Origin of the sequence: Catellatospora sp. KI3, assembly GCF_029948125.1 — a bacterium.
Classification (GTDB): Bacteria; Actinomycetota; Actinomycetes; order Mycobacteriales; family Micromonosporaceae; genus Catellatospora.
Map to the genome: position 1 here is coordinate 326,935 of NZ_JASAMB010000005.1, position 26,044 is coordinate 352,978.

The following is a 26,044-nucleotide window of genomic DNA, read 5'->3' on the forward strand; positions in this document are numbered from 1 at the left end:
GGATGACGACGGCGACCGTCGACACCGGCGGCGCGGTGCTGCGCCGTACCGTCGCGCGCAACCGGCGGCGGCTGACCGTCGGCTCCGCCCTGATCGGAGTGCACCAGGTCTGCGAGTCGCTGGTGCCGATCCTCATCGGCGTGATCGTCGACCGCGCCGTCGCCACCGGCGACGGGTACGCCCTGGCCCGGTGGATCGCCGCGCTGGGGCTGCTGTTCACGGTGCTGACGGTGGCGTACCGGTTCGGCGCCCGGCAGCTCATGCAGGCCATCGCCGACGAGGCGCACCTGCTGCGGCTGGACCTGGCCGCCACCGTGCTGCGCCCGCGCGGCCTGCGCACCGAGCAGGCCACCGGCGACCTGCTCAGCGTGGCCACGGTCGACACCGACCAGACCTCGTACGTGCTGGACTACATTCCGCGCCTGGTCGGGGCGGTGGTGGCGATCGGGATCAGCGCCGCCGCGCTGCTCGCCATCGACGTGCCGCTGGGGCTGACCGTGCTGGTCGGCACCCCGCTGGTGCTGCTCGCCCTGCAGGCGGCCACCCCGGCGCTGACCCGCCGGGCCGAGGCGCAGCAGGAACTGGCCGGTGAGGCCACCGCCGTGGCCACCGACCTGGTCTCGGGGCTGCGCCCGCTGGCCGGGATCGGGGCGACCGGCGCCGCCGCCGACCGGTACCGCGAGGTGTCCGGCCGGTCGCGGCTCGCGATGGTCCGCGCCGCGCGGGCGCAGGGGGCCTACACCGCGGCCTCCGGCGTCGGCAGCGCGTTGCTGGCCGGCGCCGCCGCAGTGCTGGCGGGCTGGTTCGCGCTGCGCGGCGACATCTCGGTGGGGGAGCTCATCACCGTGATCGGGCTGGCGCAGTTCCTGATGGAGCCGATGGGGCTGCTGGCGGTCATCCCCGGCTGGGTCGCGCAGGCGCGCGGGTCGGCCAACCGGATCGCGGCGGTCCTGGCCGCCCCCGCCGTGCTGCCCGAGCCCGCCGCGCCCGCCGAGGCGGCGCCGGAGCCGGAGCTGAACCTGGCCGGACTCAGCTACTCCACCCTGTCCGACCTGGACCTCGAGGTGCGCGGCGGCGAGTTCGTCGCCGTCGTGGCCACCCGCGCCACCGACGGCGACGCGCTGGCCGCGGTGCTGTCCGGGCGGGTCCCGCCCGACGACTACCGCGGCGAGGCCCGGCTGGGCGGCTCGGTGCTGGGGCAGCACCGCGCCGACGGCTGGCCGCTGCACGCCGAGCCGCACCACCCGGACCTGTTCACCGGCACCATCGGCAGCAACCTGACCGCCGGCGCGGCCGAGGGCGACGAGCCGGACCAGGAGCTGCTGGCGGCGGCGCTGCGGGCTTCGGCGGCCGACCAGGTGCTGCGGGCCGCACCCGGCGGGCTGGCCCACCCGGTGGCCGAGCGCGGCGCCAGCCTGTCCGGCGGGCAGCGGCAGCGGCTGGCGCTGGCCCGGGCGCTGCTGGCGCGGCCGCCGCTGCTGGTGCTGCACCATCCGACCACGGCCGTGGACGCGGTCACCGAGCACGCCATCGCCCGGGGCCTGCGCGCGCTGCGCCACCCGGAGCGGGCGTCGGGTCCGGCGCAGACCACCGTCGTGATCACCAGCAGTCCGGCGCTGCTGGCCGTGGCCGACCGGGTCGTGCTGGTCGAGCAGGGGCGCGCCGTCGCGACCGGTACGCACACCGACCTGTCGCGCACCGAGGACGCCTACCGCCGGGCGGTGCTGCGATGAGCGACGTGTTCACCGCCGCCGTGCTGCCCATCGCGTCGGCCCGCGACAGCCGCCGCTACCTGTCGGCCGCGCTGCGCGAACGCTGGCCCGGCCTGGCCGGGGCGCTGGCCGCCGGGGCCGTCGGCGCGGCCGCCGGGGTCGCCACCGTGTACACCCTCGGCGTGCTGGTGGACCGGGTGCGCGAAGGCGCCGCCGTCGGTGTGGTCGCCGGGGTCGCGGCGGTGCTGGTCGGCTGTGCCGTCCTCGGTGGACTGGCCACCGGGCTCGGCACGTACCTGACCGGGCGCCTGGGCGCGTCCGTCCTCGCCGAGCTGCGCGAACGGGTGCTGGCGCGGGTGCTGCGGCTGCCGTCGGCCATGGTGGAGGGCGCCGGGCAGGGCGATCTGCTGTCCCGGGTCGGCAGCGACGCCACCACCATCGGCAAGGCCGTCGCCGACGTGATCCCGACCATGGCGTCGTCGGTGCTGCTGGGGACGCTGAGCCTGCTCGCGATGGCCGGGCTCGACTGGCGGCTGGGCCTGGCCGGTGCGGTCGCGGTGCCGCTGTACGTGCTGGCGCTGCGCTGGTACCTGCCCCGCTCGTCACCGGTCTACGCCCGCGAGCGGCTGGCCGGGGCGCAGTCCTCGCAGCACCTGGTCGAGTCGCTGCACGGGGTGCGCACCGTGCACGCGTACCGGCTGCTCGGCTGGCGAATGCGCGGCCTGGAGGCCGCCTCGGCGGCCAGGCGCGACCTGTCGGTGTCGGTCTTCACGCTGTTCACGAGGTTCGTGGGGCGGGTCAACCGGGCCGAGTTCCTCGTCCTGTCGGCGATCCTAGTGACCGGGTTCCTGCTGGTGCGCGACGGCTCGCTGACCGTGGGCGAGACCGCCGCCGCGGCGGTGCTGTTCCACCGGCTGTTCAACCCGATCGGGATGCTGCTGTTCGTGTTCGACGAGGTGCAGCTGGCCGGGGCGAGCCTGGCCCGGCTGGTCGGCGTGGTGGACATCCCGGAGACCGAGGAGCCGGTGGCGGCCCAGGAGCCCGCCGACGCGTCGGTGGAGCTGGTCGACGTGGTGTTCGGGTACAGCCCGGGGGTGCCCGTGCTGCACGGGGTGACTCTGCGGCTCGCGCCCGGCGAGCGGGTCGCGCTGGTGGGCACCACGGGCGCGGGCAAGTCGACGCTGGCCGCCATCGCGGCCGGGGTGCTGCGGCCCGACTCTGGCGCGGCGCTGGCGGGCGGGGCGCCGCTGCCCAAGCTGGGGCCGCTGCTGCGGCGCCACATCGCGATGGTGACCCAGGAGACGCGGGTGTTCGCCGGTCCGCTCGCCGCCGATCTGAGGTTGGCCAAGCCCGGCGCGGCCGATGACGAGCTGCGCGCCGCGCTGTCGGTCGTGGACGCGCTCGACTGGGTCGACGCGCTGCCAGATGGGCTGGCCACCGCCGTGGGCGAGGGCGGGCATCCGCTGACCGCCGCGCAGGCGCAGCAGGTGGCGCTGGCCCGGCTGGTGCTGGCCGAGCCGGCGGTGGTGGTGCTCGACGAGGCGACCGCCGAGGCGGGCAGCCAGGGGGCCAGGGTGCTGGAGGAGGCGGCGTCGGCGGCGATGCGCGGGCGGACCGCGCTGATCGTGGCGCACCGGCTCACCCAGGCGGCCGCGGCCGACCGGGTGTGCGTGCTGGAGGACGGGCGGATCGTCGAGGAAGGACACCACGACGAGCTGCTCAAGGCCGACGGGTACTACGCCGGACTGTGGCGGGCGTGGCAGGCGCGGACGCCGACTTCCACTGAAACAAAGGTTAGGCTAACCTAACTTACATGACCTTCGGTGTGGCCGAGTTTTCCGCTGTCCCCAGTACCATCACGACCGTCCCGAAGCTGTTCGCCGACCAGGCGGCCCGCACCCCGCAGGCCCTGGCCCTGGTCGCCGGACAGACCCGGCTGACCTACGCGGAACTGGCCACCCGGGTCTGGCAACTGGCGCACCACCTGCGCGCTCGGGGACTGCGTCCGGAGGAGACGGTCGCCGTCAGCACGCCCCGCTCCGCCGAGATGGTCGTCGCCGTACTGGCGGTCATGTCGGCGGGCGGGGCGTTCGTGCCGGTCGACCCGGCCTGGCCGGCCGAACGCCGGGAGAAGGTGCGCGCCGACGCGGGGGCGCGGCTGGTCGTCGCCGCGCCCGGCCACCCCCAGGGCGTGCCGGCCGGGGACCTGGTCGAGGTCGACCTCGCCGACTGGGGGTACGGGACCGAGCCCGCCCAGCCGCTCCACCTGCCCATCCCGGGCGCCGCCCTGGCGTACGTGATCTTCACCTCCGGCTCCACCGGCCGCCCCAAGGGCGCGATGATCCGCCACGAGGCGATCTGCAACCGGCTGCTGTGGCAGGTCGAGCAGATCCTCCACTTCGGCCCCGGCGACGCGTCGCTGTTCAAGGCCCCGCTCGCGTTCGACATCTCCGTCAACGAGATCCTCCTGCCGCTGGTCAGCGGCGGGTACGTGGTCGTGGCCGACCCCGACGGCGAACGCGACCCGCACTACCTGCTCGACCTGATCTCCCGGGAACGGGTCACCTTCGTCTACCTCGTCTCATCCATGCTGGACGTGCTGCTGGAGATGGCGCGGGGCACCACCCTGCTCGACGGGCTGCGCCACGTCTGGTGCGGCGGCGAGGTGCTCACCCCGGAGCTGTTCGAGCGGTTCCGGCGCCAGCTGACCACCACGCTCTACCACGGCTACGGGCCCGCCGAGGCGACCATCGGCGTCTCGCACGTCATCTACCGCGACCAGGCCGAGCGCATCGCCACCTCGATCGGGCGAGCCAACCCGTACACGCAGCTCTACGTGCTCGACGAGCGGCTGGAGCCGGTGCCGACCGGCGAGGTGGGCGAGCTGTACGCGGCCGGGTTCCTGCTCGGGCGCGGGTACGTCAACGCGCCGTCGCTGACCGGGGCGCGGTTCGTGGCCAACCCGTTCGACGGGCGCGGCACCCGCATGTACCGCACCGGTGACCTGGCCCGGTTCGCCGCCGACGGCAGCCTCGACTTCGTCGGCCGGGCGGACAACCAGGTCAAGATCCGGGGCATGCGGCTGGAGCTGGAGGAGGTCGAGGCGGTCCTGGCCGGACATCCGGCGGTACGCCGCGCGGCGGTCGTCGTGCACACCGGCACGGCCGCGGCCCAGCTCGCCGCATACGCCACGGTCGACGCCGAGGTCACCGCTCAGCAGCTGCGCGCCTGGTGCGCCGACCGGCTGCCGGAGTACATGGTGCCCGGCACCGTGACCATCCTGGACGCGTTCCCGGTCACCGCCAACGGCAAGGTCGACCGGCGGGCGCTGCCCGACCCCGCCGCCCCCGAGCGGGCGCCGCGCCGCGCCCCGGACGGGCCGGTCGAGCGGCTGCTCTGCCACGTCTTCGCCGACGTGCTCGGCGTCGCCGAGGTCTCCGCCGACGACGACTTCCTCACCCTCGGCGGCGACAGCATCACCGCCATCGGCGTCGTACGCCGCGCCCGCCAGGCCGGGTACGTGGTGCGGCCAGGCGACATCCTCGCCCGGCGGACACCCGCCGCGCTGGCCCCGGCCGTCACCGCCGTCGATCCCGGTGCCGCCGTGACGGCCGCCGACGCCGACGGGGAGGTGCCGCCCACCCCGATCACCGAGTGGCTGCAGGACCTCGGCCCCGCCATGCGCGGCTTCTTCCAGGCGATGACGCTGCGCACCCCGGCCGGTCTCACCGAGGCGCAGCTGCACATCCTGCTCGACGCCGTCCTGGCCGCGCACCCGGTGCTGCGCACCCGCGCCACCGGCACCCCGCGCTGGACGCTGACCGTCCAACCCGCCGGGTCGGTCACCGCCGCCGGACTCACCACCCGCCGCACCGCCCCGGCACCGGCCGAACTGGACGCGACACTGGACCGCGAGACGACCGCCGCCGCGCGGCGGCTCGACCCGTACGCGGGGCGCATGCTCGACGCGGTATGGCTCGACGGCGGCCCCGACCGCGACGGGCGGCTCATCCTCGCCGTGCACCACATCGTGGTCGACGGCGTGTCCCTGCGGGTGCTGCTGGAGGACCTGCGCGCCGCCTGGACCGAGCTGAGCGCCGGGCGGCCGGTGCGCCTGCCCGGCGACGGCACGGCGTTCCGGCAGTGGGCGCGGCGGCTCGGCGAGGCCACCCGCGACGGGGTGTTCGCCGCCGCCGAGGCGTACTGGCGGCATACCTGCGCCACCGCCGACCCGCGGCTCGGCCACCGGCCGCTCGACCCCGCCCGCGACACCGTCGCGACCGAGCGCGAGCTGACCGTGGCCCTGCCGCCGGACGTGTCGGCCCGGCTGCTCGGGGCGGTGCCCGCCGCCGTCCACGGCGGCGTCGACGACGGCCTGGTCACCGCGTTCGCGCTGGCCCTGCGCGCCTGGCGCGGCGGCGACGGGCCGCTGCTGCTGGAGCTGGAGGGCCACGGCCGCGAGGACGTGCTGCCCGGCGAGGTCGACCTGTCGCGCACGTTCGGCTGGTTCACCACGCTGTACCCGTTCGCCGTCGACCCCGGCCCGGCCGGCGACCTGGGCGCGGCCGTCCGCGCGGTCAAGGAGCAGCTGCGCGCCGTCCCGCACCGGGGCCTGAGCTACGGCGCGCTGCGCTACCTGTCCGGCACGGCCCGGCCCGAGCTGGCGGCCGCGCCGCAGGTGCTGTTCCACTACCTCGGCCGGTTCACCGCCGCCGACTCCGGCCCGTTCGCGGCCGTCGACGGCGGCGACATCGTCGTGGAGCGGCGCGATCCGGCGCTGCCGCTGGCCCGGGTCGTCGAGGTCAACGCCGTCGCCGTCGACACCGCCGAGGGTCCGGTGCTGCGCGCCCGGTTCAGCTGGGCCGGGAACCTGCTCACCGCCGACCGCGTCGCCGAGCTGGCCCGGGGCTGGACCGACACGCTCACCGCGATCGCCGCCGACCCGGGCGTGGCCGGGCACACCCCGTCGGACTTCCCCCTCGCCGCCCTCACCCAGGCCGACGTGACCGAACTGGACGCCGCCGTGCCGGGCCTGCGCACCGTGCTGCCGCTGTCGCCGCTGCAGGAGGGCCTCTACTTCCACGCCCGCGCCGCGACCGGCGCCGACCCGTACGTCGTCCAGCAGCGCATCCACCTCGACGGGCCGGTCGACCCGGCCGGGCTGCGCGCCGCCGCCGAGGGCCTGCTGGCCCGGCACCCGCACCTGGCCGCCGCGCTGTTGACGCTGCGCGACGGCCGTACCGTCGCCGCCACCGCCGACCGGGTCCGAGTTCCGTGGCGCGACCTCGACCTGTCGGGCCTTCCCGCCGACACCGCCGCGCGGCGGCTCGACGAGGCCGCCGGCACCGACCGGACCACCGCGTTCGACCTGGCCGACCCGCCCGCGATGCGGTTCACGCTGGCCCGGCTCGACGGCGGCCGGCACACCCTCGTGCACACCGTGCACCACCTGCTCGCCGACGGCTGGTCGGTGCCGCTGATGCTGCGCGAGCTGCTCGCCCTGCACGAGCGGCAGCCGCTGCCCGCCCCGGTCGGCTACGACACGTTCCTGCGCGCCCTGGCCGCCCTCGACACCGACACCGCCGCCGACGCCTGGGCCGCCGCGCTCGAAGGCGTCACCGGCCCGACCCGGCTGGCCTCGGCGCTGGCCCCGGGCACGGCGACCGGCTACGCCCGGCGCGCCGCGACCGTGCCCGCCGAGCTGACCGAGCGGCTGCGCACCCTCGCGCAGCGGCACGGCATCACGGTCAGCGGCCTGCTCACCGCCGCATGGGGCCTGCTGGTCGGGCGCCGTACCGGCAGTGGCGACGCGGTCGTGGGCGTGACCGTCTCCGGCCGCTCCGGCGACCTCGACGGCATCGACGACATCATCGGCCTGCTGGTGAACACCGTCCCGGCGCGGGTCCGGTGGCGCGCCGCCGACCCGCTGATCGCGGTCGTGGCGCGGGCCGCGCGGGCGCAGACCGGGCTGATGGAGCACGAGCACACCGCACTCAGCCGCATCCACCGGCGCACCGGGGTCGGCGAACTGTTCGACACCCTCGTGGTCATCGAGAACTATCCGGCCGTCTTCGACCAGGTGGGCGCGCTGCGGGTCACCGGCGTCGACACGGTCGAGGCGCCGCACTACCCGGTCACCGTGATGGCCAAGCCCGGTCAGCGCATCGACCTGCTGCTCACGCACGACCTGTCCGCCGTGGACGCCGCCTCGGCCGAGACGCTGCTCGACCAGTACCTGCTGCTGCTGGCGGCCCTGGCCGACCACCCTGAGCTGCCCGTGGGGCAGGTCGGGCTGGTGCCGGGCGAGCGGCGGGCCGCCCTGCTCGCCGCCTCGGCGAACCTGCGAGAGGCGCAGCCGGGGGTGCTCGCACTGATCGACCGGGCCGCGGCGGCGGCACCGGACCGGGCCGCGGTGGTCTGCGGGGACACCGCGCTCACCTACGCCGAACTCGTCGCGAAGGCCGACCGGGTCGCCGGGCACCTGCGCCGCAGCGGGGTCCGGCGGGGCGACATCGTGGCGGTCGCGGTGGGTCGCGGGGTCGACCTGGCCACCGCGCTGCTGGCCGTGGCGCGGACCGGGGCGGCTTACCTGCCGGTGGATCCCGCGTATCCGGCGGGGCGGATCGAGTTCATGCTCGCCGACGCGCGGCCGGTGGCGGTGCTGGCCGACGAGGCGACGGCCCGTACGCTGCCGCCGCACGGGCTGCCGCAGCACACCGTGCGGGCGGCCGCGGCAGGGGCGCCGATCGCGGACCCGGCCGAGCCGGACCCGGCCGACGCCGTCTCCGTGGTCTACACCAGCGGGTCGACCGGGCGGCCGAAGGCGGTCGTGGGGACGCACGGCGGGCTGGGCAACCGCCTCGTCTGGGCGGCCGAGCAGTGGTCGGCCGCGCCGGGCACGCCCGACGTCCGGCTGGCCAAGAGCTCGCTGAGCTTCATCGACGGTACGACCGAGCTGCTGGGCGCCCTGGTCGCCGGAGCCACGACGGTGATCGCCCCGGAGCGGACCGCCGCCGACGGCGCCGCGCTGGCCCGGCTCGTGGCCGACAGCGGCGCGACGCAGCTGCTGGCGGTGCCGAGCCTGGCCGCGGCGATGGCCGAAGTGGACGGTGCGCCGCTGGCCGGGGTGCGGCGCTGGCTGCTGTCCGGCGAGGCGCTGGACGCCGGCACGGTACGGGCGCTGGCCGCCGCGTCGCCGGGGGCGCGGATCGTGAACTCGTACGGCTCCAGCGAGGTCGTCGGCGACGTGCTCACGGCCGACGTGACCACGGTGGACGGCCGGGTGCCGCTGGGCACGCCCGTGCCCGGCACCCGGGTGCTGCTGCTGGACGAGACCCTGGACCTGGTCGCGGCCGGCGGCATCGGCGAGGTCTACGTCGGCGGCGCGCAGCTGGCCCGGGGCTACCTGGGGCAGGGCGGCGGGACGGCGGCACGGTTCGTGGCCGACCCGTTCACGCCCGGCGAGCGGCTCTACCGCACCGGCGACCGGGCGCGGCTGCTGCCGTCGGGGCAGGTCGAGTTCCTGGGCCGCACCGACGACCAGATCAAGATCAACGGTTACCGGGTGGAGCTGGCCGAGGTCGAGGCGGCCCTCGCACGCCGGATCGGGGTCGCCGAGGCGGTCGCCGCGACCCGTCCCGGCAGCGCCGGTACGCACGCCCTGCACGCCTACGTGGTCGCCGAGCCCGGCGAGAGCCTGGACCCTGGCGCGCTGCGGACGATGCTGCGCGCCGAGCTGCCGCCGTACCTGGTCCCGGCCACGGTGACGGTGCTGGACCGGATCCCGCTGCTGCCCAACGGCAAACGCGACCGGCGGGCCCTGCCCGATCCGGCGCCCGCCGCCCGCACCGGCGGCGCGGCCCGCACCGAACGGGCCGAGCGCATCCGCCGCCACCTGGCCGAGGTGCTGTCCAGCACCGATCTCGGCGCCGAGGACGACTTCTTCGCCCACGGCGGCGACAGCATCCTGGCCATCCGGGTCGTCAACCGGCTCGCGCGCGATGACCTGGACGTCAGCGTGGAGGCGCTGTTCCGGCTGCGTACCGCCGCCGCGATCGACGCCGGCCTGGCCGGCCAGGCCGCCCCGGCACCGGCCGCGCTGACTCCGGCCGACCTCGCCACGGTCCGGCTCGACCAGGCCGAGATCGACCGGGTGCTGGCCGCCGCGCCGGTGCCGGTCGAGACCATCTGGGCGCTGTCGCCGCTCCAGCGCGGCGTCTACTACCAGGCCGCCTACGCCGACGGCGCCAACACCTACATCGCCCAGAACGTCTTCGACTTCGACCGGCGCCTGGACCTCGACGCGCTGCGCGCCGCGTTCGCGTCGCTGCTGCGGGCCCATCCGACGCTGCGGGCCGGGTTCACCGGCGACAGCGTGCGCGACGTGGTCCAGTACATCGCCGCCGACCTCGACGCGACCGTGGCCGTCACCGACCTGTCCACCCTGGACCCGGGCGACCTGGACGCCGCGCTGGCCCGGCTGCACGAGACCGACCTCACCGAGCCCTTCGACCTGACCCGGCCGCCGCTGATCCGGCTCACCGTGGTCCGGCTGCCCGACGACCGGGACCAGCTGCTGCTCACCGCCCACTTCCTGCTGTGGGACGGCTGGTCGCGCGAGCTGGTGCTGCGCGACCTCTTCGCCCGGTACGCCACTCGCGGCGCCGCCGGCGCCCTGCCGCCCGCCGCCAACGGGTTCCCCGAGTACCTGACCTGGCTGGCCGGGCGGGACTCCGACGCGGCCGTCGCCGCGTGGCGCGACGAGCTGTCCGGCGTGACCGAGCCGACCCTGCTGGTCCCGTCCGCCGTGGGCCGCGACCCGCTGCCCTCGCACCGGCTGCTGGCGGCGCTGCCGTCGGCGGTCACGCTGCGGCTGCGCGAGCAGGCCCAGCGGCGCGGCGTCACCCTGCACTCGCTGCTCACCGCCGTGCTCGGCCTGCTGATCGGGTACGAGGCGGGCCGCACCGACGTCGTCTTCGGCACCACCGTCGCCGGGCGCCCCACCGAGCTGCCCGGCATCGAGGACGCCATCGGCCTGTTCCTCAACACCGTCCCGGTCCGGGTCCGCCCGGCCCCCGCCGACACGGTCGCCGACCTGGCCCGCCGGGCGCAGCAGGACCGGCTGCGGCTGGCCCCGCACGAGCACCTCGGGCTCGGTGAACTCCACCGCGCCACCGGCCACGACCAGCTGTTCGACACCCTGTTCGTGCTGCAGAACTTCCTCGCCGACGACACGTTCACCGACCTGGAGCAGCGGCACGGCATCACCGGGGTCGGGTACACCGACACCACGCACTACCCGTACACGTGGGTGGTCACGCCCGGGGCGAACCTGCACGTCAAGCTGGAGTTCCGGCCCGACGTGACCGACGCCGCCGACGCCCGGCGCCAGCTGGACCGGTTCCTGCGGCTGCTCACCCGGGTCGCCGACGGCCTCGACACCCCGGTGGCGCGGCTGGACCCGGTGCTGGACGCCGAGGCGGCGCGGCTGCGCGGCGACTGGGCGGCCACCGAGCACCCGCTGCCGGAGGCGACCGTCGCGGACCTGCTCGCCGAGCGGGCGGCGCTGATCCCGGCCGACACCGCGCTGGTGTTCGGCGCCCGGTCGCTGACGTATGCCGAGCTGGACGCCGAGGTCAACCGGTACGCGCGGCTGCTGCGCGGGCGGGGCGCCGGGGCGGGCACGGTGGTGGCGCTGGGGCTGCCGCGCGGCGTGGAGATGGTGGTGGCGCTGTTCGCGGTGCTGCGCTGCGGGGCGGCGTACCTGCCGATGGACCTGGACCACCCGGTGGCCCGCCTGGCCGACATGCTCGACGACGCCCGGCCCGCCCTGCTGCTCTGCACGACCGGCGCGGCCGAGCTGGCCGGACGGCAGCGCGACCTCGGCGGGCAGGCGCTGCTGCTCGACACCGCCGAGCTGGCGGCCGAACTGGCGGCGCTGAGCGGCGAGCCGATGCCCGGTGCCGGACCGGGTTCGCTGGACAGCCCGGCGTACGTGATCTACACGTCCGGGTCGACCGGGCGGCCCAAGGGCGTCGTGACCCCGTACCGGGGGCTGACGAACATGCAGCTCAACCACCGGGCGGAGATATTCGACCCGGCGGTGGCGCGGGCGAAGGCGGCCGGACGGGACCGGCTGCGGGTCGCGCACACGGTGTCGTTCTCCTTCGACATGTCGTGGGAGGAGCTGCTGTGGCTGGTGGAGGGCCACGAGGTGCACGTCTGCGACGAGGAGCTGCGCCGCGACGCGACCGCGCTGGTCGCGTACTGCCGCGAGCACCGGGTCGACGTGGTCAACGTGACACCGACCTACGCCCACCACCTGTTCGAGGAGGGGCTGCTCGACCCGGCCGGGTATCCGCCGAGCCTGGTCCTGCTCGGCGGGGAGGCCGTCAGCGACGCGGTGTGGCAGCGGCTGCGCCGGCCCGGCGGCCCGATCGGCTACAACCTGTACGGGCCGACCGAGTACACCATCAACACCCTCGGCGCCGGTACGGATGAGAGCGCGACCAGCACCGTTGGCCGTCCGATCTGGAACACCCGTGCGTACGTGCTGGACCCGTGGCTGCGGCCGGTGCACCCGGGCACGGCGGGGGAGCTGTACATCGCCGGGGCGGGCCTGGCCCACGGCTACCTGAACGCGACCGGCCTCACCGCCTCGCGGTTCACCGCCGACCCCAACGTTCCCGGCGGGCGCATGTACCGCACCGGCGATCTGGTCCGGCTGCGCCCCGACGGCCACCTGGACTTCCTCGGCCGCACCGACGACCAGGTGAAGATCCGGGGCTACCGGGTCGAGCTGGGCGAGATCGAGACGGTGCTCGGCGGGCTGCCCGGCGTACGCCAGGCGGCCGTGGTGGCGCAGCTGGAGGACGCCGTCACCGGCCGCAGGCGCCTCGCCGCGTACGTCGTGCCGGCCGGGGCCGCCGACGGGGTGTTCCTGGCCGGCCTGCGCGACGCGCTGGCCGAGGTGCTGCCCGGGTACATGGTGCCGCAGCGCTACGCCGCCGTGCCGGTGCTGCCGCTGACCGTCAACGGCAAGCTCGACACCGCCGCGCTGCCGGAGGCGTCGATCCCCGACACCGGCGCCACGGCCGAGCCGCGCACCGACGCCGAGCGGACCCTGTGCGGCGTCTACGCCGCCGTGCTGGCTCTGCCCCGGGTCGGCATCGACGACGACTTCTTCACCGTCGGCGGCGACAGCATCTCCTCGATCGCGGCGGCGGCCCGAGCCCGCGAGGCGGGCCTGCACGTCACCCCGCGCGACGTGTTCCGCCGCCGCACCGTGCGGGCACTGGCGGCCACCGTCACCGCCGCCGCCCCGGCCGCGCCCGCGCTGGCACCGGTCGCGGGTGACGGCACGGTCCCGCTCACCCCGATGCTGGCCGAGACGTTCCAGGCCGGTACGCCGCTGTCGCGGTTCCACCAGACGATGCTGCTCCCGGCCCCGGCCGGGCTGGACCTGGCCGGGGTCACCGCGGTGCTGCGGGCCCTGGGCGAGTGCCACGACCTGCTGCGGCTCAGCGTCGACGGCGACGTGCTGCGGGTGCGCGCGGCGTTCGAACCGGACCTGGTCGCGCAGTCGGGTCCACCGCCCGCGCGGCTGTCCGGCGCGGTCGACGCGGCCGCCGCCCGGCTCGACGCGGCGGCGGGGCGCATGACCGCCGCGACCTGGTACGACGAGGGCCCGAACCTGCCCTCGCACCTGCTGCTGAGCGTGCACCACCTCGTCGTCGACGGCGTGTCGTGGCGGGTGCTCACCGACGACCTGGCCCGCGCCTTCGCGGCGGTGGCCGCCGGGCGTCCGGCCGCGCTGCCGCCGGTGCCGGTCCGGTTCCAGGACTGGGCGGCCCGGGTGCGGGCCGTCGCCGACGCGGGCGGGTTCGCGACGCAGGAGGCCTACTGGCGGGCGGTGCTGGACACGCCCGACCCGAGGCTCGGCACGCGGGACCTGGACCCGGCGCGCGACACCGCCGCCACGGTCTCGTCGGTCACCGTCACGGTCGCGGCCGACCTGAGCACGGCCCTGCTCACCAGCGTGCCCGCCGCGCTGCGCGGCGGCGTCAACGACGGCCTGCTCACCGCGTTCGCGGTGGCGGTCCGGCGGTGGCGGGCCACGCCCCGGCCCGGCTGGGCGACCACCCCGGAGCAGACGCCGGTGCTGGTCAACCTGGAGGGCCACGGCCGCCACGGCGAGCACGTCGGCGCGGCCGACGCCGACCTGTCGCGGACCGTCGGCTGGTTCACCGTCATCCACCCGGTCGCGCTCGACCCGGGCACGGTCGGCTGGGCCGAGGTCGAGGCGGCCGGTCCGGGGCTGGCCGCGGCCGCGCGGGCGGTCAAGGAGCAGCTGCGGGCGGTGCCCGACAACGGCTTCGGGTACGGCGTGCTGCGCTACCTGGCCGACGGCTCGCCGTGGCCGCGCACCCCGCAGATCCTGTTCAACTACCTGGGCCGGTTCACCGGCGGCGAGGGCACCGGCGTGCTGCACGAGGGCGTCCACCCGGACAACCCGGCTCAGGTGCTGGAGGTCAACGCGCAGGCGCAGGACGGCCCGCACGGTCCGGTCCTGTCGGCGACGCTGTCCTGGCCGACCGGGCTGATGACCGAGGACGACGTGCGGGAGCTGGCCCGGCTGTGGCTGGCGGCGCTGACCGCGCTCGCCCGCTGCGCCGCCCTGGACGGGCACACCCCGTCGGACTTCCCGCTGGTGGCGCTGTCGCAGGCCGACGTGGACCGGCTGGCGCGCCCCGGCCGGGTGCGCGACATCCTGCCGCTGCTGCCGCTGCAGCAGGGCATGTACTTCCACGCCGCGTACGCCGACTCCGACGTGGACACCTACCGGGTGCAGCAGGTCGCGGAGCTGACCGGCCCGCTCGACGCCGAGGTGCTGCGGGTGGCGGTGGCGGCGACGGTACGCCGCCACGACGCCCTGCGGGCCGCCTTCGTCGAGCTGTCCGACGGCCGGATCGCCCAGCTCATCGCGGCCGAGGTGGCCCTGCCCTGGCAGGCGGTCGACCTGTCCGGCCGCGCCGACGCCGAGGCGGAGCTGGCCCGGATCGCGGCGGCCGCGCTGGCCGAGCCGTTCGACCTGGCCCAGGCGCCGCTGGTGCGCTACACGCTGGTCTCGCTGAGCGCCACCGAGCACCGGCTCATCGAGACGATGCACCACATCATCGCCGACGGCTGGTCGTACCCGCTGGTGTTCGCCGACGTCATCGCCTCGTACGAGCGCGGCGGCGCCGACCTGCCCGCCCCGGCCGTCACCTTCCGCGACCACGTCGAGTCCGTCCTCGCCCACGACCCGGCGGTGGTCCGCGAGACCTGGGCACGCGCCCTGACCGGGGTCGCCCCGACGCTGCTGGTCGGCACCGGGGCCGGGGTCGGCCACCACGACAGCGTCTCGGGCAGCCTTTCCGCGCGGCGTACGAAGGACGTCACCGAGGCGGCGCGACGGCACGGGGTGACCGTGTCGACGCTGCTGCACGCCGCGTGGGGTCTGCTGCTCGGGCAGCTGGTAGACCGCGACCGGGTGGTGTTCGGCTCGACCGTCTCCGGTCGCGGCGGGCAGCTGCCCGGCGTGGAGTCGATCGTCGGCCTGCTCATCAACACCGTCCCCGTCCCGATGGCCTGGCAGCCTGACCAGCCGCTCGGCGAGGTCCTGGCCGCGCTGCAGGAGCGGCTGACCGACCTGCTCGACGTGCAGCACACGGGTTTGGGTGAGCTGGCCCGCCTGGCCGGGGTGCGCGAGTTCTTCGACACGATGGTCGTGGTCGAGAACTTCCCCGCCGCCGACGACACCCCCGGCGCGTCCGGCCTGCGGGTGCGCGGGTTCACCGGCACCGACGCGCCGCACTACCCGCTCGCCCTGGTGGCCTTCCCCGGCGAGCGGCTGACCCTGGAGATCAAGTACGACACCGAGCTGATCGGCGCGGACCGCGCGCGGCAGCTCCTCGAACAGGTGGAGCACATCATCGACCGGCTGCTGACCGAACCGACCGGCACCGTCGCCGACCTCGCCGCCCCGTCCCCGGCGATGGCGAACCTCTCGCGGGCGTACTCGGCGGCGGGCACCGACCCGGCCCGGGTCGCCGTCTCGATCGCGGGACGGCGTCTGACCTATGCCGACCTGGACGCCCGTGCGAACCGGCTGGCGCGGGAGCTGCTGGCCCGGGGCGTACGCCCGCAGAGCCGGGTGGCGCTCGCCCTGCCGCGCGGCCTGGACCTGGTCGCGGCGGTGCTCGCGGTCGTCAAGGCCGGCGGCTGCTACGTGCCGCTGGACACGGCCTCCCCGCCCGCCCGGCTGCGCCACATCATCGACGACTCCGCCCCGGTCTGCGTCATCACGGACGCGGCGACAGCCGTCGCGCTGCCCGGTGCCACGGCCGCGCTCATCCTGGACGACCCGGCCGTGGCCGGCGCCCTGGCCGCGCACCCGGCCACCGCGCCGCCCGCCGCGCAGGCCGGTCCGGACGACGCCGTCTACCTCATCTACACCTCCGGCTCGACCGGCCTGCCCAAGGGCGTCGTCGTCACCCACGGGAACGTGCTGGCCCTGTTCGACGCCGGCCGGCAGCGGTTCGCGTTCGGCCCGGCCGACGTGTGGACGCTGTTCCACTCGATCGCGTTCGACTTCTCGGTGTGGGAGCTGTGGGGCGCGCTGCTGCACGGCGCGCACCTGGTCGTAGTACCCGAGGACGTGGCCCGCGACCCGCACCGGTTCCGGCGGCTGCTCGCCGACGAGCGGGTCACCGTGCTGAACCAGACCCCGTCCGCGTTCTACCCGCTGATCGCGGCCGACGCCGAGGCGGACGGCCCGCTCGCGCTGCGCTACGTCGTGTTCGGCGGCGAGGCGCTGGACCTGGCCCGGCTGCGCGCCTGGTACGACCGCAACCCGGCCACCCCGGCCCTGGTCAACATGTACGGCATCACCGAGACCTGCGTGCACGTGTCGTTCCGGCCGCTGACCGCCGCCGACGCGCACGCCGGACGCGGCAGCGCCATCGGTGGCCCGCTGCCGGGCCTGCGCGCCGAACTGCTCGACGAGCGGCTGGCACCGGTGCCGGTCGGCGCCGTCGGCGAGCTGTACATCGCCGGTGACCAGCTGGCGCGCGGCTACCACGGCCGGGCGGGCCTGACCGCGGCCAGGTTCGTGGCCGACTCCGGCGGCGGGCGCCTCTACCGCACCGGCGACCTGGCCCGGCGCACCGCCGACGGCGAGCTGGTCTACGTCGGGCGGGCCGACGACCAGGTGAAGATCCGGGGGTACCGGATCGAGCTGGGCGAGGTCGAGGCGGCCGTGCTGGCCCTGCCGCAGGTCGCCGACGCCGCCGTGGCCGTCCGCGAGGACGAGCCCGGCAGGCGGCGCCTGGTGGCGTACGTCGTGCCGCGTACCGGCGCGCATCTCGACACCGGGGTACTGCGTACGGCGCTGGCCACCGCGCTGCCCGGCTACATGGTGCCCGCCGCGTACGTGCTGCTCACCGCACTGCCGCTGACCGTCAACGGCAAGCTCGACCGGGCCGCGCTGCCCGCACCGCCGACCGCGGACCAGCCCGAGCCGCTGCCGACCGGTGCGAACCCGTCCACCGTGGACCGGTTCCGCGCACTGTACGCCGAGGTGCTGCGCCTGCCCGGCGCGGCCGCCGGAGCCGACTTCTTCACCCTCGGCGGCGACAGCATCATCGCGATCCAGCTGGTGAACCTGGCCCGCCGCCGCGGCCTGCGCATCTCGCCCCGCGACGTGTTCACCCTGCGTACGCCCGAGGCGCTGGCCGCGTCCGTCGGCGAAACAGTGCCCGCCCCGCAGCCGCCGGCACCGGCCGCCGGCGGGGACGGGATCGGCGAGGTGGCGCTGCTGCCGATCGTGCACCGGCTCGCCGAGCTGGGCGGGCGGATCAACCGCCTGCACCAGGCGGAACTGCTGCTCACCCCGGCGGGCCTGACCAACGCCCAGGCGAGCGCGCTGGTGGCGGCGCTGGTCGCCCGGCACGACGCGCTGCGGCTGCGCCTGGACCGGCCCGACCCGCTGCTGTGGTCTCTGACCGTCGCCGCCCCGGACCCGGCGAGCGCGCCCCGGGTCAGCACCCTCGACGCGACCGGGCTCAGCGACGACGACCTCGCGGAGCTGGTCCGGGCCGTGGCCGAGGGCGCCGCCGACTCCCTCGACCCGGACGCCGGGCGGCTGCTGTGGGCGGTCCACTTCGACCGGGGCCCGGACCAGCAGGGACGGCTGCTGCTGGTGGTGCACCACCTGGCCGTCGACGGGGTGTCCTGGCGCATCCTCGGCGACGACCTGCGCGCCGCCTGGGCCGACGTCGCGGCGGGCCGGGAGCCCGTGCTGGAGCCGGTGGGCACGTCGCTGCGGGCGTACGCGCGCGCCGCCGCCGAGCACGCCACCCGCTCCGACCGGCTGGCCGAGTTCGCCCACTGGACGGCGGCGCTGGCCCCCGGCGCCGACCTCGACCCGACGGCGGTGACGGTCGGGCTGACCGCCGGTGCCACCCGCGAGCACCGGATCACCGTGCCGCCGCACCTCACCGCACCGCTACTGACCAGCGTGCCGGCCGCCGCCGGGGCGGACGTGACGCAGACGCTGCTCGCCGGGCTGCACTTGGCGGTGGCGCGCTGGCGCTCCCGGCGCGGCCACGACCCGGCCGCGCCGCTGCTGGTGGACCTGGAACGGCACGGGCGCGAGCCGCTGGCCGAGGAGACCGACCTGTCCCGCACGGTCGGCTGGTTCACCGCGATCGCGCCGGTGCGGCTGCCCGGCCTGACCGGCGACGCCGCGCAGGCGCTGCGAGCGGTGCGCGACACCGTCTCGGCGGTACGCGACGGCGGGCTCGGTTTCGGACTGCTGCGCTACCTCAACCCGCGTACGGCCGCCGCGCTGGGCCGCCTCGGCACACCCCAGCTGCTGTTCAACTACCTGGGCCGGTTCCCGGTCGGCGGCGCCGCCGACTGGGACACCGCACCGGAGGAGCGGGTGCTGCGCACCGCCCCGGACCCGGACCTCGGCACGCCGTACCTGCTGGAGGTCAACGCGGCCTGCCACGACACGGCGGCCGGGCCGGAGCTGGTCGCCGTGCTCACCTACGCCGACGAGGGCCTCGACGTGGCCGGGCTGGCCGAGGACTGGGTCGCCGCGCTGGCCGACCTGGCCGCGGCCACCGGACCCGCCGACCTCACCCCGGCCGGGGTCGACCCGGACGAGGTGGCCCGGCTCGCGGCCGCCGCCGGGGTCCGCGCCGAGGCGGTGTGGCCGCTGTCGCCGCTGCAGGAGGGCCTGTTCTTCCAGGCCCGCTACGCCGGGGACGCCGACGTGTACGTGGCCCAGAACGTGTTCGACTTCGGCACCAGGCTGGACGCGGCCGCACTGGCGACCGCGTTCGCGGGCGTGTTCGGGCGGCACGAGGCGACCCGGCTCGGCTTCGCCGCCGTCACCGGGCAGCCGGTCGCGTTCGTCGGCGCCGACCTGGCCTTCGACGTCGAAGTGGTGGACCTGTCCGACCGCGACGACCCGGACCGGCTGGCGCGGGTGCTGGCCGCCGACCGGGCGGCGCCGTTCGACCTGGCCCGGCCGCCGCTGGCCCGGCTGACCGTGCTCCGGCTGCCCGGGGGCCGGGACCGGCTGCTGCTCACCTACCACCTGCTGCTGTGGGACGGCTGGTCCCGGGAGCTGGTGCTGCGCGAACTGTTCGACCGGTACGCCGCCGCCCGCGACGGCCGCCCCGAACCCGCGCTCGCGCCGCCCGCGGCCCGGTTCGCCGACTACCTGTCGTGGCTGTCGCGGCAGGACAGCGCCGCCGCCACCGGCGCCTGGACCGGCCACCTCGCCGGGCTCGGCGAGCCCACCGTGCTCTACCCAGCCGCTGCGGGGACCGCCCCGGTGCTGGCCACCAGCCTCGCCCACGACCTGACCCCCGAGCAGACGGCGGCGGTCACCGACGCCGCCCGCCGGGCCGGGGTGACCCTGAACGCGCTGCTCAGCACCGCGCTCGGGCTCACCCTCGGCTACGCGACCGGGCGGGCCGAGGCGGTCTTCGGCACCACCGTCGCCGGTCGACCCACCGACCTCGACGGGGCCGACGAGGTCGTCGGCGTCTTCCTGAACACGGTGCCCGCGCTGGTGCGCTGCGCCCCCGGCGACACCGTGGCGGCGGTGCTGCGGCGAGTGCAGGACGACCGGGTGGCGCTGATGCCGTACGAGCACCTGGGCCTGGGCGCGATCCACCAGGCGCTGGGCCGCGACACCCTGTTCGACAGCCTGTACGTGCTGCAGAACTTCCTCGACGACGACACGTTCACCGACCTGGAGCAGGCCCACGGCATCGTCGACGTCAGCGCCGTCGACGCCACCCACTACCCGCTGACCTGGGTCGTCACCCCGGGACGGCGGCTGCGGCTGCGGCTGGAGTACCGCTCCGACGTGGTCCCGGCCGAGCAGGCCCAGCTGCTGCTGGACCGGCTGCGCCAGGTCGTGCTGCACCTGGCCGCGCACCCCGACGACAGCGTCGCCGACGTGGAGCTGAGCCTGCCCGGCGACGTCCGGCAGCTCACCGGCCCGACCGGCGACACTCCGGACCGGACGGTCGCCGAGCTGCTGGCCGAACGCGCCCGGCTCGTGCCCGGTCGTACGGCGCTGACCTGCGGTGACGAGTCGCTGACCTACGCGGAGCTGGATGCGCGGGTGAGCCGGTTCGCGCGGTGGCTGCGCGCGGCCGGGGCGGGTCCGGAGACGATCGTCGCGCTGGCGCTGCCCAGGTCGGTGGCGGCGGTGGTGGCGCTGTTCGCGGTGCTGCGCTGCGGTGCGGCGTACCTGCCGCTGGAGCTGGACCACCCGGACGAGCGCCTGGCCGGCATGCTCGCCGACGCGGACCCGCTGCTGCTCGTCACCACCTCGGCGGTGGCCGGGCGGGTCGGCGGGACCGGCGTCCGCACCCGGTGCCTGGACGACGCCGACACGGCGGCCCTGCTCGCGGCGTGCGCGGACACCCCGCTGACCCCGGCGGAGCTGGCCGGGTTCGCCCCCGGCACGCCCGGCCGCCTGGACCACCCGGCGTACGTCATCTACACGTCCGGTTCGACCGGCCGCCCGAAGGGCGTCGTCACGCCGTACCGCGGCCTGACGAACATGCAGCTCAACCATCGCGACGAGATCTTCGACCCGGTGGTGGCCGCGGCGGGCGGACGGGTGCTGGCGATCGCGCACACGGTGTCGTTCTCCTTCGACATGTCGTGGGAGGAGCTGCTGTGGCTGGTCGAGGGCCACCACGTGCACGTCTGCGACGAGGAGCTGCGCCGCGACGCGATGGCGCTGGTCGCCTACTGCCGCCGGCACCGGGTCGACGTGGTCAACGTGACGCCCACCTTCGCCCAGCACCTGCTCGACGCGGGCCTGCTGGACGCGTCCGGGCACCGGCCCGAGCTGGTGCTGCTGGGCGGCGAGGCGGTGCCGCAGACGCTGTGGGCGGCGCTGCTGTCGGCGGGCGTCACCGGTTACAACCTGTACGGGCCGACGGAGTACACCATCAACACCCTCGGCGCGGGCACGGCCGACAGCCCGACCACGACCGTGGGGCGGCCGATCCGCGACACCCGGGTGCGGATCCTGGACGGCTGGCTGCGGCCGGTGCCGCCCGGCGTGCCCGGTGAGCTGTACATCAGCGGCGCCGGACTGGCCCGCGGCTACCTGAACCGCCCCGGCCTGTCCGCGTCGCGGTTCACGGCCGACCCCGAGGCGCCCGGCGAGCGCATGTACCGCACCGGCGACCTGGTCCGGCTGCGCCCCGACGGCCACCTGGACTTCCTCGGCCGCACCGACGACCAGGTCAAGGTCCGGGGGTACCGGGTCGAGCTGGGCGAGATCGAGGCGGTCCTGTCCAGCCTGGACGGGGTACGCCAGACGGCCGTCCTGGCCGCGCCCGACCCGGCGGGCGGCAAGCGCCTGGTCGCCTACGTCGTGCCCGCCGATGCCGCCGCCGACCCCGCCGAACTGATCGCGAGCCTGGTCGACCGGCTGCGCGACCGGCTCCCCACCCACCTCGTGCCGAGCGCGTACGCCGTGGTCAACGCGCTGCCGCTGAACGTCAACGGCAAGCTCGACGTGGCCGCGCTGCCCCCGGCCGTCCCCCCGGCGAGCAGCTCGCGCAAGGCGGCGACCCCGGCCGAGGCGGTGCTGTGCGACCTGTTCGCGCAGGCGCTGGGCCTGCCCGAGGTCGGCGCCGACGACGACTTCTTCACCCTGGGCGGCCACTCGCTGATCGCGCTGCGGCTGCTCGGCCTGCTGCGCCGCGACCTGGGCGTGGAGGTGTCGGTACGGGACCTGTTCGACGCCCGCACCCCGGCCCGGCTCGCGGTGCGCACCAGCTCGGCGGCCGCCGCCGAGGCGGCCGTCACCGCCGGGGACCGGCCCGCCCGGCTGCCGCTGTCGGCGGCGCAGGAGCGGCTGTGGCTGCTCAGCCAGCTCGACCCGGCGTCCACCGCCTACCACTACCCGCTCACGCTGCGGCTGGGAGGCGCCGTCGACCCCGGCACCCTCGCCGCCGCACTGGGCGACGTGGTCGCCCGGCACGAGGCGCTGCGTACCGTGATCGAGGTCGACGAAGAGGGCCCCGTGCAGCGGATCCGCGCCGAGGCGGAGGTGGAGCTGCTGGTGCACCGGTCGGCCGCGACGGCCGGGGCGCTGGCCGAGGCGGTGGCGGAACCGTTCGACCTGGCCGCGCGGCCGCCGCTGCGGGCCAGCCTGTTCCTCGACCAGGCCGCCGACGAGTCGGTGCTGCTGCTGGTCCTGCACCACCTCGCGATGGACGAGTGGTCGGACCGGCCGCTGCTGTCCGACCTGGACACCGCATACGCGGCCCGCCGCACCGGAACATCCCCGGAGTTCACCCCGCTGCCGGTCCAGTACGCCGACTACGCCCTGTGGCAGCACCGCCGCCTGGGCGACCGCGCCGACCCCACCGGCCGCCACGCCCGCGAGCGCGGCTACTGGCAGCAGCGGCTGCGGGCGCTGCCGCCGGAGACGAACCTGCCCGCCGACCGTCCCCGGGCACTGACCCGCACCGCCCCGGCGGCGGCGACGGTCGAGGCGACGCTGCCCGCCGAGGTCGTGGACGGGCTGCGCGAGCGGGCGTCGGCGGTGTCGGCGAGCCTGTTCATGGCCCTGCACGCGACCGTGGCGGTGCTGCTGTCGCGCCACGGGGCCGGGCCGGACGTGCCGATCGGCAGCCCGGTCTCCGGCCGGGGCGACGAAGCCCTGACCGACCTGGTCGGCTTCTTCGTCAACACGGTGGTGGTGCGCACCGACACCGGCGGCCAGCCGACCCTGGACGCGCTGCTGGGACGGGTCCGGGACTCGGTGCTGTCGGCGTTCGACCACGCGGAGCTGCCGTTCCAGGACGTGGTGGAGGCGGTCAACCCGGTCCGGGTGCCGGGCCGCAACCCGCTGTTCCAGGTGATGCTGGGGGTGCTGCACCGTCCGGCGGGCGGTGACCGGCTGCTGGGCCTGCCGACGCTGGACGCTCCGGCGGCCGAGGCGGCGCCCAAGGTGGACCTGAACTTCACCTTCGTCGAGGACGGCCCCGGGCGGCCGGTGTCGGTGGCGCTGGAGTTCGACCCGGACCGCTTCGACCCCGCCACCGCCCGGCGCCTGCTGGACCGGCTGGCGCTGCTGGTCGCGGCGGCCGGCGCGGCCGGTGGCGGGCGGCTCGACGACGTCGACCTGTGTACCGGGCAGGACACGTCCGAGCTGGACGGCTGGCAGGACGGCGGATCGTCGGCCGAACCGGGTTCGTGGCTGTCGGCGGTGCGGACGCACGCGGCCCGCACTCCGCTGGCCCCGGCGGTGACCTCGGCCGGGGTGACCCTGAGCTACGCCGAATTGGAGGCGCGTTCGGCGGCGTTCGCGGGGCGGCTGTCCGGGCTCGGGGTCGGGCCGACCGGTCTGGTCGGGCTGGCGCTGCCGCGCTCGGTCGACCTGCTGGTGGCGCTGCTGGCTGTGGCCAGGGCCGGGGCGGCGTACGTGCCGCTGGATCCGGCGTACCCGGCATCGCGGCTGCGGTTCATGGTCGAGGACGCCCGCCCGGCCGTGATCGTCACCGACGAGGCCACCCGTGACCTGTTCGAGGGCTCGGGCTGCGCGGTCGTCGGGGTGGGCGCGCCGGACGCCGTCACGGGTGCCGCCGACGCCGAGGTGCCGCAGGCTGCGGCGGCGTACGTGATCTACACGTCGGGTTCGACCGGGCGGCCGAAGGGCGTCGTGGTCACGCGCGGCGACGTCGAGGCGTTCCTGTCCGCGATGGACGGCGCGGTGCCGCTCGGGCCGGACGACCGGTTCCTGGCGGTGACGACGCTGTCGTTCGACATCGCCGTGCTGGAGCTGCTGGGCACCCTGCGCGCGGGCGGGCACGTGGTGCTGGCCGACGACGCGCAGGCCCGCGACCCCTACCGGCTGGCCGAGCTGATCCGCGCGTACGGCGTGACCGTGCTGCAGGCCACGCCCGGCCTGTGGACGATGCTGACCGAGGTCGGCGAGGCGGACCTGACCGGGGTCCGGGCGCTGGTCGGCGGCGAGGCGCTGCCGGTGCCGCTGGCCCGCGAGCTGTCCCGCCGGGCCGCCTCGGTCACCAACCTCTACGGCCCGACCGAGGTCACCGTATGGGCGACCGCCGCGACGGTCGACGAGTCCTGGTGCGACCGCCCGTCGATCGGCCGCCCCCTGCCGGGCACCACCGCGTACGTGGTGGACGAGCGGCTGCGGCCGGTGCCGCCCGGCGTGGCCGGGGAGCTGTACCTCGGCGGCGCGCAGATCGCCCGGGGCTACCTCGGCCGCGCGGGGCTGACCGCGTCGCGGTTCACGGCCGACCCGTGGACGCCGGGCGGCCGGCTCTACCGCACCGGTGACCTGGCCCGCTGGTCGTCGGTGGGGGAGCTGGAGTACCTGGGCCGCACCGACCACCAGTTGAAGGTGCGCGGGTTCCGGGTGGAGCTGGGCGAGATCGAGTCGGTCGCGGTGGCGTACACGCCGGTGTCGCGGGCGGTGGCGGTCGCGGTACCGGATCCGGCCGGGGTGCTGCGGATCGTGCTCTACGTCGCCACGGCCGGCGCTGTGACGCCGTCCGGGCTGGACGAGCACCTGGCGCGGCGGCTGCCCGCGTACATGCTGCCCTCGGCGGTGGTGGCGCTGGCCCAGCTGCCGGTCACGCCGAACGGCAAGGTCGACCGGGCCGCGCTGCCGCCGGTGGAGTTCGGCGCCGACGCGGCGTCGGTCGCCCCGCGCACCGAGACTGAACGGCAGGTCTGCGCGATCCTCGCCGACCTGCTCGGCGTGGCCGAGGTGGGCGTGGCGGACGACTTCTTCGTCCTCGGTGGACACTCGCTGCTCCTAGTGCGCCTGTCGGCCGCGCTGCGGGCCGCTTTCGGAGTGACCGTGCCGCTGTCGGCACTGCTCACGCAGCCGACGGCGGCGGGCATGGCGCGCCTGGTCGAGGTACCCCAGCCCGTCGGCGACGCACTGTCACCGTTGGTCTTGCTCCAGCCGTCGGGTACGCGTCCCGCAGTGTTCTGCCTCCCGCCCGCCAGCGGTCTGAGCTGGCCGTTCGCGGCGCTGAAGCGATACCTGCCGGACACCCCGCTGATCGGGTTGCAGGCGCCCCGCCTGAGCCGGTCCACCGACCTGCCCACCACCCTGCCCGCCCTCGCCGCCGAGTACGCCGACCGCATCGAGCAGGCCGCGCCCTCCGGCCCGATCCGGCTGCTGGGCTGGTCGTTCGGCGGCGCGGTGGCGCACGAGGTCGCGGTGCTGCTCACCGAACGAGGTCGGCACGTGTCGTTCCTCAGCGTGCTCGACACCTACCTGGACCGGCCCGTGGTCGACGACAGCGGTCCGGTTGCGCTCGCCGAGCTGCTGCGCGAGCTGGGCCACGAGGTTCCGGAGGCGGGCCTGACCGTGGCGGTGGCGGCGCGGGTCCTGCGCGAACGGGATCCGGCGATGGCGGAGTTCACGCACGCGCAGGTGTGCACCGTGGTGGAGAACTATCTCGACAGCGACCGGCTCGCGGGCGGTTGGGTGCCCAGGCCGTACGCGGGGGAGCTGGTCTTCGTCGAGGCGGCGCGGCCGAGTCCGGGGTTCCCGGGCGGCGCGGGGGCGGTGTGGTCGCGGTACGCGGGCCGGGTGACGGTCCACCCGGTCGCCTGCGGCCACGGTGAGCTGCTGGATTCGGTGCCGGTGGCCGACTGGGGCAGCGTGCTCGCCGCACAGCTGAAGGCGTGAGGGCGCGGCGGAGGGGGCAGGTGACCCCTTCCGTCGCCCGTGCCGCACCTGCATTGCCAAG

Annotated in this window: 3 protein-coding genes; all 3 read left to right on the forward strand. The window is 76.2% G+C overall.

Annotation, left to right across the window (positions count from 1 at the left end):
• Nucleotides 1-2 precede the first annotated feature (2 nt).
• The 3 genes from QEZ54_RS11730 to QEZ54_RS11740 are packed head-to-tail and all read left to right on the forward strand — an operon-like array spanning nt 3 to nt 25,983.
• On the forward strand, nt 3-1,733 hold the full coding sequence (locus QEZ54_RS11730; RefSeq protein WP_281304573.1) for an ABC transporter ATP-binding protein: 1,731 nt from the start codon (nt 3-5) through the stop codon (nt 1,731-1,733).
• Nucleotides 1,730-3,520: an ABC transporter ATP-binding protein gene (locus QEZ54_RS11735; protein ID WP_281304574.1), complete on the forward strand. Its 1,791-nt coding sequence runs from the start codon at nt 1,730-1,732 to the stop codon at nt 3,518-3,520. Before QEZ54_RS11730 ends, QEZ54_RS11735 begins: the two co-directional genes overlap by 4 nt.
• A 5-nt stretch (nt 3,521-3,525) precedes the next feature.
• On the forward strand, nt 3,526-25,983 hold the full coding sequence (locus tag QEZ54_RS11740; RefSeq protein ID WP_281304575.1) for a non-ribosomal peptide synthetase: 22,458 nt from the start codon (nt 3,526-3,528) through the stop codon (nt 25,981-25,983).
• The last annotated feature ends 61 nt before the right edge of the window (nt 25,984-26,044 follow it).

Coding starts and splice junctions, on each gene's coding strand:
- QEZ54_RS11740 (WP_281304575.1), top strand. CDS start 3,526: ATGACCTTCGGTGTGGCCGAGTTTTCCGCTGTCCCCAGTACCATCACG.
- QEZ54_RS11730 (WP_281304573.1), top strand. CDS start 3: ATGACGACGGCGACCGTCGACACCGGCGGCGCGGTGCTGCGCCGTACC.
- QEZ54_RS11735 (WP_281304574.1), top strand. CDS start 1,730: ATGAGCGACGTGTTCACCGCCGCCGTGCTGCCCATCGCGTCGGCCCGC.